The sequence below is a fragment of the Streptomyces sp. NPDC001100 genome (genome assembly GCF_053598575.1).
Genome location: NZ_JBSFKO010000064.1, coordinates 26041 through 34856, shown reverse-complemented (window position 1 = coordinate 34856; position 8816 = coordinate 26041). Strand labels below are relative to the sequence as shown.

Genomic DNA, 8816 nt, shown 5'->3' with positions numbered 1-8816 from the left:
CGAAGCCGATGCCCTTGGCGCCCAGCTCCTCGGCGTGCTTCTCGTCGTCCGTCCAACGGGAGTTGCCGCCGTCGACCACCGTGTCGCCGGGCTGGAGCAGCTCGCCCAGCTCGTCGACGACCGACTGGGTCGGGGCGCCGGCCGGGACCATCACCCAGACCGTGCGCGGCGCTTCGAGCTTGCCGACCAGTTCGGCCAGGTCGCTCACGTCGGAGATCTCGGGGTTGCGGTCGTAGCCGATGACGGTGTGGCCCGCGCGGCGGATGCGCTCGCGCATGTTGCCGCCCATCTTGCCGAGGCCGATCAGTCCGAGCTGCATGTCAGTTCACTTCCTGAGAATCCTGGGAGTCCTGCGAATTACGGAGAGTCCGGTAAGCCGCCACGAGCGCGGCGGTGGAGGCGTCCAGGCCCGGTACGTCGGCGCCTTCGGTGAGGGCGGGTTCGACCCGCTTGGCGAGGACCTTGCCCAGCTCGACGCCCCACTGGTCGAAGGAGTCGATGTTCCAGACCGCGCCCTGCACGAACACCTTGTGCTCGTAGAGCGCGATGAGCTGGCCGAGCACGGAGGGGGTCAGCTCGCGGGCCAGGATGGTGGTCGTGGGGTGGTTGCCCTTGAAGGTCTTGTGCGGGACCAGCTCCTCCGCCACGCCCTCGGCGCGCACCTCGTCGGGCGTCTTGCCGAACGCCAACGCCTGGGTCTGGGCGAAGAAGTTGGCCATCAGCAGGTCGTGCTGCGCCTTGAGCCCTTCGCTCAGCTCGGCGACCGGGTTGACGAAGCCGATGAAGTCCGCCGGGATCAACTTGGTGCCCTGGTGGATGAGTTGGTAGTAGGCGTGCTGCCCGTTCGTGCCGGGCGTGCCCCACACCACGGGGCCTGTCTGCCACTCCACCGGATTCCCGTCCCGGTCCACCGACTTGCCGTTGGACTCCATGTCCAGCTGCTGCAAGTAGGCGGTGAACTTGGAGAGGTAGTGGCTGTACGGCAGCACCGCGTGCGACTGGGCGTCGTGGAAGTTGCCGTACCAGACGCCCAACAGGCCGAGCAGCAAAGGTGCGTTGGACTCGGCGGGCGCGGTGCGGAAGTGCTCGTCGACGAGGTGGAAACCGTCGAGCATCTCGCGGAAGCGGTCCGGGCCGATCGCGATCATCAGGGAGAGCCCGATGGCCGAGTCGTAGGAGTAGCGTCCGCCGACCCAGTCCCAGAACTCGAACATGTTGTCCGTGTCGATGCCGAAGTCCGACACCTTCTCGGCGTTGGTCGACAGTGCCACGAAGTGCTTCGCCACGGCCTTGTCGTCACCGCCAAGACCGTCGAGCAGCCAGGTCCGGGCGGACGTCGCGTTGGTGATCGTCTCGATGGTGGTGAACGTCTTCGACGCCACGATGAACAGCGTCTCGGCGGGGTCGAGGTCGCGGGTGGCCTCGTGCAGGTCGGCGCCGTCCACGTTCGACACGAAGCGGACCGTCAACCCGCGGTCGGTGAACGCGCGGAGGGCCTCGTACGCCATGGCCGGACCGAGGTCCGAGCCGCCGATGCCGATGTTGACGACATTGCGGATACGGCGGCCCGTGTGCCCGGTCCACTCGCCGGAGCGGACGCGGCCGGCGAAGGCGGCCATCCTGTCGAGCACCGCGTGCACGGCCGGGACGACGTTCTCGCCGTCGACCTCGATCACCGCGTCCCGGGGAGCGCGCAGGGCGGTGTGCAGGACCGCGCGGTCCTCGGTCACGTTGATCTTCTCGCCGCGGAACATGGCGTCCCGGAGGCCGAACACGTCCGTGGCGGCGGCGAGTTCCTGGAGCAGGGCCAGGGTCTCGTCCGTGATCAGGTGCTTGGAGTAGTCGATGCGCAGGTCGCCGACAGTGACCACGTACCGCTCCGCGCGCTCCGGGTCCGCCGCGAACAACTCACGCAGCTGCGGGTTCAGCTGACCCGCGCGGTGGTCCTCCAGGGCGGTCCACTCGGGCCGCCGCACGAGCTTGGGGGAGTCAGACATGAGAGGGGGTCTCCTTGGTGCCCTCGGCCCGGAGGGCGATGGCGTACATCTCGTCGGCGTCGAGGCGCCGCAGCTCCTCGGCGATGAGTTCGGAGGTGGTGCGGACCTTCAGCGCGAGGGTGCGGGAGGGCTGCCCGGGCAGGGACAGCGTCGCGAGGGGGCCGTCGGGGCGGTCGATGACGATGTCGCCGGCGCCGGTACCCAGGCGGACGGCCGTGATGACCGGCCCGTCGGTGACCACGCGGTCGATCTTCACCTTGAGACGGGCCTCCAGCCAGCGGGCCAGCAGTTCGGCGGCCGGGTTCTCGGCCTCGCTCTCCACCGCACCGGAGGTGATCTTGGACTTGGCCTGGTCGAGGGCCGCCGCCAGCATCGAGCGCCAGGGGGTGAGCCGGGTCCAGGCGAGGTCGGTGTCGCCGGGCGCGTAGGCACGGGCGCGGGTGCCCAGCTCTTCGAGCGGGTTCGCCGCCGCGTACAGGTCGGTGATCCGGCGCTGCGCGAGGGCGCCCAGCGGGTCCTTCGCCGGGATCTCGGGCGCCTCCACCGGCCACCACACGACGACCGGCGCGTCCGGCAGCAGCAGCGGCAGCACCACGGAGTCGGCGTGGTCGGACACCTCGCCGTAGGTCCGCAGCACGACCGTCTCGCCGGTGCCGGCGTCGGCGCCCACCCGGACCTCGGCGTCGAGGTGCGAGTTGGTGCGGTCGCGCGGGGTGCGGGCGTGCCGCTTGATGACGACCAGGGTGCGCGAGGGGTGCTCGTGCGAGGCCTCCTCGGCCGCCTTGATCGAGTCGTAGGCGTTCTCCTCGTCCGTGACGATGACCATCGTCAGGACCATGCCCACGGCAGGGGTGCCGATGTCGCGGCGACCCTGCACCAGCGCCTTGTTGATCTTGCTTGCCGTGGTGTCGCTCAGGTCGATCTTCATGGCCTGCGCCAGCTCCGTCCGTCTCGTGCGAGCATCTCGTCCGCCTCCTCGGGGCCCCAACTGCCCGAGGAGTACTGCGCGGGCCTGCCGTTCTGTGCCCAGTACTCCTCGATCGGGTCGAGGATCTTCCAGGACTCTTCCACTTCCTGGTGGCGCGGGAACAGGTTGGCGTCGCCGAGCAGCACGTCCAGGATGAGCCGCTCGTACGCCTCCGGGCTCGACTCCGTGAACGACTCGCCGTAGGCGAAGTCCATGGACACGTCCCGGATCTCCATCGAGGTGCCCGGCACCTTCGAACCGAACCGGACCGTCATGCCCTCGTCGGGCTGGACGCGGATGACGATCGCGTTCTGGCCCAGCTCCTCGGTGGCACTGGAGTCGAAGGGGGAGTGCGGGGCGCGCTTGAAGACCACCGCGATCTCCGTGACGCGCCGCCCCAGCCGCTTGCCGGTGCGCAGGTAGAAGGGGATGCCCGCCCAGCGGCGGTTGTCCACCTCCAGCTTGACGGCCGCGTAGGTGTCGGTCTTCGACTGCGGGTCGATGCCGTCCTCCTGGAGGTAGCCGACGACCTTCTCGCCGCCCTGCCAGCCCTCCGCGTACTGCCCGAACACCGTGTGCTCGCCCAGCTCCTTGGGCAGCCGCACCGACTTCAGCACCTTCAGCTTCTCGGTGAGCAGCGCCTCCTCGTCGAAGGCGATCGGCTCCTCCATGGCGGTCAGCGCCATCAGCTGGAGCAGGTGGTTCTGGATGACGTCACGCGCCGAGCCGATGCCGTCGTAGTAGCCGGCCCGGCCGCCGATGCCGATGTCCTCGGCCATCGTGATCTGGATGTGGTCGACGTAGGACCGGTTCCAGATCGGCTCGTACATCTGGTTCGCGAAGCGCAGCGCCAGGATGTTCTGGACGGTCTCCTTGCCGAGGTAGTGGTCGATGCGGAACACCTGGTCCGGGTCGAACACCTCGTGCACGATCTTGTTCAGCTCACGCGCGCTCTTCAGATCGCGCCCGAACGGCTTCTCGATGACCGCGCGACGCCAGGAACCCTCGCCGGCCGTCGCGAGGCCGTGCTTCTTCAGCTGCTGGACGACCTTCGGGAAGAACTTCGGCGGTACGGAGAGATAGAACGCGTAGTTGCCGCTGGTACCGCGCGAGGTGTCCAACTCGTCGACGGCCGCGCGCAGTTGCTTGAACGCGGTGTCGTCGTCGAAGTCGCCCGGGATGAACCGCATCCCCTCGGCGAGCTGCTGCCAGACCTCCTCGCGGAACTCGGTCCGGGAGTGCTCGCGCACCGAGTCGTGCACCACCTGCGCGAAGTCCTGGTCCTCCCAGTCCCGCCGGGCGAACCCGACGAGGGAGAACCCCGGCGGCAGCATGCCCCGGTTGGCCAGGTCGTAGACGGCCGGCATCAGCTTCTTGCGGGACAGGTCACCGGTGACCCCGAAGATGACGAGACCGGACGGGCCCGCGATCCGGGGGAGCCGGCGGTCGCGCTCGTCACGCAGCGGGTTGTCCCAGTGGGCGGCCAGGGCGTCGGTGAGTTCCTCGACGGTGAGCGCCTGGGTCTCCGGTGCCTCGGCCGCTTTCGTTGCGGGAAGTTCCTCACTCATTCCCCGTCGACCCCCTTGCCGCTCAGCGACTTCGCGACGGCGTCCAGCAGGTCCTGCCACGCCACCTCGAACTTGGCGACGCCCTCGTCCTCCAGCTGCTTGACGACGGTGTCGTACGAGATCCCCAGTCGCTCTACGGCGTCCAGGTCGGCGCGTGCCTGCGCGTAGCCGCCGGTCACCGTGTCGCCGTGGATGTCACCGTGGTCGGCGGTGGCGTTCAGCGTGGCCTCCGGCATGGTGTTGACCGTGCCGGGCGCGACCAGCTCGTCGACGTAGAGGGTGTCCTTGTAGGACGGGTCCTTCACACCGGTCGAGGCCCACAGGGGGCGCTGCTTGTTGGCGCCGGCGCTCGCGAGACCGGTCCAACGCTCACCCGCGAAGACCTCTTCGTAGGCCTCGTACGCGAGCCGCGCGTTGGCGAGCGCCGCCTTGCCCTTGAGAGCGAGCGCCTCGTCCGTGGCCAGCGCGGTCAGGCGCTTGTCGATCTCGGAGTCGACGCGGGAGACGAAGAAGGAGGCGACGGAGTGGATGGTGGCCAGGTCGATGCCCGCGGCCTTCGCCTTCTCCAGGCCGGCCAGGTAGGCGTCCATGACCTCGCGGTAGCGCTCCAGCGAGAAGATCAGCGTGACGTTGACGCTGATGCCCTCGCCGATGACCTCGGTGATCGCCGGGAGACCGGCCTTCGTCGCCGGGATCTTGATCATTGCATTGGAACGGTCCACCAGCCAGGAGAGCTGCTTGGCCTCGGCGATCGTCGCCGCCGTGTGGTGGGCCAGGCGCGGGTCGACCTCGATGGAGACCCGGCCGTCCCGGCCACCGGTCGCCTCGTACACCGGGCGCAGGATGTCGGCGGCGGCACGGACGTCGGCCGTCGTCATCATCCGTACGGCCTCTTCGACCGTCACCTTGCGTACGGCAAGGTCGCCGAGCTGCTCCTCGTAACCCTCTCCCGAGCCGATGGCGGCCTGGAAGATGGACGGGTTGGTGGTGACGCCGACGACGTTCTTCGTGTCGACGAGTTCGGCGAGGTTGCCGGACTCGATCCGCTTGCGCGACAGGTCGTCCAGCCAGATGGAGACGCCCTCGTCGGACAGGCGCTTGAGTGTTCCCGCGGTGGCGGTCACTTCGGTCACTGTGATCATCTTCTTTCTGGCGATCGGATCAACCGCGCGCGGCGGCAAGGGATTCCCGAGCCGCGGCGGCGACGTTCTCGGCCGTGAAACCGAACTCGGCGAACAGGGTCTTGGCATCGGCGGAGGCGCCGAAGTGTTCGAGGGAGACGATGCGTCCTGCGTCACCCGTGAACCGGTACCACGTGAGACCGATCCCGGCCTCGACCGCAACGCGGGCCTTCACGGACGGCGGAAGGACGCTGTCGCGGTACTCGCGCGGCTGCTCCTCGAACCACTCCACGGACGGCATCGACACCACCCGGGTGCCCACGCCTTCGGCCTCCAACTGCTCCCGCGCCTCGACGGCGAGGTGGACCTCGGAACCGGTCGCGATCAGCACGACGTCGGGGGTCTCGGCGGAGGAGTCCTTGAGGACGTAACCGCCGCGCGCCGCATCGGAGTTGGGCGCGTACGTCGGCACACCCTGGCGGGTCAGCGCGAGGCCGTGCGGGGCGGGCTTGGTGGCGTGCCGCTTGAGGATCTCGGCCCAGGCGATCGCGGTCTCGTTGGCGTCGGCCGGGCGGACGATGTTCAGGCCCGGGATGGCGCGCAGCGAGGCGAGGTGCTCGACCGGCTGGTGGGTGGGGCCGTCCTCGCCGAGCCCGATGGAGTCGTGCGTCCAGACGTACGTCACCGGGAGCTGCATCAGCGCGGAGAGGCGGACGGCGTTGCGCATGTAGTCGGAGAACACCAGGAAGGTGCCGCCGTAGACACGGGTGTTGCCGTGCAGGGCGATGCCGTTCATCTCGGCCGCCATGGAGTGCTCGCGGATGCCGAAGTGGATCGTACGGCCGTACGGGTCGGCCTCCGGGAGCGGGTTGCCCTTCGGGAGGAAGGACGAGGTCTTGTCGATGGTGGTGTTGTTCGAGCCGGCCAGGTCGGCGGAGCCGCCCCACAGCTCGGGCAGGACCGTTCCAAGTGCCTGGAGGACCTTGCCGGAAGCGGCGCGGGTGGCGACGGAGGAGCCCTCCTCGAACACCGGCAGGGACTGCTCCCAGCCCTCGGGGAGCTGACCGGCGAGGACCCGGTCGAAGAGCTTCGCGCGCTCGGGCTGGGCGCCGCGCCACTTGTCGAGCTGCTTGTCCCACGCGGAGTGCGCCTCGGCGCCCCGGTCCAGGGCCTTGCGGCTGTGCGCGAGGACCTCGTCCGCGACCTCGAAGGACTTCTCGGGGTCGAAGCCGAGGACGCGCTTGGTGGCGGCGACCTCGTCTGCGCCGAGCGCGGAGCCGTGGGCGGCCTCGGTGTTCTGGGCGTTGGGGGCGGGCCAGGCGATGATCGTGCGCATCGCGATGATCGAGGGGCGCCCGGTCTCGGCCTGCGCCGCCTTCAGCGCCGTGTACAGCGCGTGCGGGTCGATGTCGCCGTCGGCGCCGGGCTCGATGCGCTGGGTGTGCCAGCCGTAGGCCTCGTACCGCTTCAGCACGTCCTCGGAGAACGCGGTCGCGGTGTCGCCCTCGATGGAGATGTGGTTGTCGTCGTAGACGAAGACGAGGTTGCCCAGCTTCTGGTGGCCGGCCAGCGAGGAGGCCTCGGCGGAGATGCCCTCCTCCAGGTCGCCGTCGGAGACGATCGCCCAGACGGTGTGGTCGAAGGGCGACTCGCCCTCGGGTGCCTCGGGGTCGAACAGGCCGCGCTCGTAGCGGGCGGCCATCGCCATGCCGACGGCGTTGGCGACACCCTGTCCGAGCGGTCCTGTCGTGGTCTCCACACCGGCCGTGTGCCCGTACTCGGGGTGACCAGGCGTCTTCGACCCGTGCGTCCGGAACGCCTTCAGGTCGTCGAGCTCCAGCTCGTACCCGGCGAGGTACAGCTGTGTGTAGAGCGTCAGTGAGGTGTGGCCGGGGGAGAGGACGAAGCGGTCACGGCCGGTCCACTCGGGATCCGCGGGGTCGTGACGCATCACCTTCTGAAAGATCGTGTACGCGGCGGGGGCCAGGCTCATCGCCGTGCCCGGGTGGCCGTTGCCGACCTTCTGCACCGCGTCAGCGGCCAGAACACGGGCGGTGTCGACGGCACGACGGTCGAGATCGGTCCACTCGAAGCTGTCAGGTGTGTGCGCGTTCATCTTCAAGAAGTCCTCGGTAAGAGCGGCAGAACTGCTCGGACGCCTTCAAATCTAAAAGTCTGACTTTTACGAGGGAAGGTGTCGGTGTGCCAGCCTGTGGTGAAAGTGGGACACCGGAACCCGCACTGAGGCGGCACGAGAAGGACATGGCGGACAGAACCATCCAAGGCGCGGCCGGTGACGGCGACGTGATCAGAACGTTTCCCTTCCCCGTCGATCTGAGCGTCTGCGGCGTCGGCATGCAGGTCGGCCCGATGGGCACGGGCCGCACCTGGCACGCCGACGCACCCCTGCACCGCGTCCACCGCATCGACTTCCATGTGGTGATGCTCTTCGACGAGGGCCCGGTCCGCCACATGATCGACTTCGCCGAGTACGAGGCGGCGGCCGGCGACATCCTGTGGATCCGCCCCGGCCAGGTCCACCGCTTCTCGCGCATGGACGACTACCACGGCACGGTCCTGACCATGCAGCCCGGCTTCCTGCCCCGCGCCACAGTCGAGGCGACCGGCCTCTACCGCTACGACCTCCCGCCCCTCCTGCACCCCGACGAGCCCCGCCTCACCGCTCTGCGCTCCTCCCTCGGCCACCTCCAACGCGAGTACGAGGACACGACGACCCTCCCGCTGAGCCTGCACACGTCGGTCCTGCGACACTCCCTGACGGCCTTCCTCCTCCGCCTCGCGCATCTCGCCGCCAGCTCGGCGGAGGCGGCCCGGCAGCAGGCCGACACGACGTTCACGCTCTTCCGCGACGCCGTGGAGAAGGGCTTCGCCACCAACCACAGCGTCAGCGCCTACGCCGACGCCCTCGGCTACTCCCGCCGCACCCTGGTCCGCGCGGTCCGCGCCGCCACCGGCGAGACCCCCAAGGGCTTCATCGACAAGCGCGTCGTCCTGGAGGCGAAACGGCTGCTGGCCCACACCGATCTCCCGATCGGCCGGGTGGGAGCGGCGGTCGGTTTCCCCGACGCGGCCAACTTCTCCAAGTTCTTCCAGCAGCACACGGATGTGACGCCGGCGGGGTTCCGGGCGGAGTTGCGGTGAC

7 protein-coding genes are annotated in these 8816 nt (G+C 69.1%); 1 reads left to right on the top strand and 6 read right to left on the bottom strand.

Features of this window, described 5'->3' with window-relative positions; all coding sequences use genetic code 11:
• The 6 genes from ACWDEW_RS46805 to tkt form a co-directional block, all read right to left on the bottom strand.
• Positions 1-319: NAD(P)-binding domain-containing protein (locus ACWDEW_RS46805; protein ID WP_450522175.1), on the bottom strand; the 319-nt coding region annotated here is incomplete at its 3' end.
• Position 320: 1 nt separating this feature from the next.
• Complete coding sequence (gene pgi / locus ACWDEW_RS46800; protein WP_450522173.1) at positions 321-1997, bottom strand: glucose-6-phosphate isomerase; 1677 nt, start codon at positions 1995-1997, stop codon at positions 321-323.
• A complete protein-coding gene (opcA, locus tag ACWDEW_RS46795) occupies positions 1990-2925 on the bottom strand; it encodes a glucose-6-phosphate dehydrogenase assembly protein OpcA (protein ID WP_019069892.1) in 936 nt (311 codons plus the stop codon). The genes pgi and opcA overlap by 8 nt, the downstream gene beginning before the upstream one ends.
• Positions 2922-4532, bottom strand: a complete 1611-nt coding sequence (gene zwf, locus ACWDEW_RS46790) for a glucose-6-phosphate dehydrogenase (RefSeq protein ID WP_450522170.1) — start codon at positions 4530-4532, stop codon at positions 2922-2924. Before zwf ends, opcA begins: the two co-directional genes overlap by 4 nt.
• Entirely contained in the window at positions 4529-5674 is a 1146-nt protein-coding gene (gene tal / locus ACWDEW_RS46785; protein ID WP_450522168.1) for a transaldolase, read from the bottom strand. The genes zwf and tal overlap by 4 nt, the downstream gene beginning before the upstream one ends.
• A gap of 19 nt (positions 5675-5693) precedes the next feature.
• Entirely contained in the window at positions 5694-7769 is a 2076-nt protein-coding gene (tkt, locus tag ACWDEW_RS46780; RefSeq protein WP_450522166.1) for a transketolase, read from the bottom strand.
• 146 nt (positions 7770-7915) lie between these two features.
• Between tkt and ACWDEW_RS46775 the strand changes: the two genes are divergently transcribed.
• Complete coding sequence (locus tag ACWDEW_RS46775) at positions 7916-8815, top strand: helix-turn-helix domain-containing protein (protein ID WP_450522164.1); 900 nt, start codon at positions 7916-7918, stop codon at positions 8813-8815.
• The last annotated feature ends 1 nt before the right edge of the window (position 8816 follow it).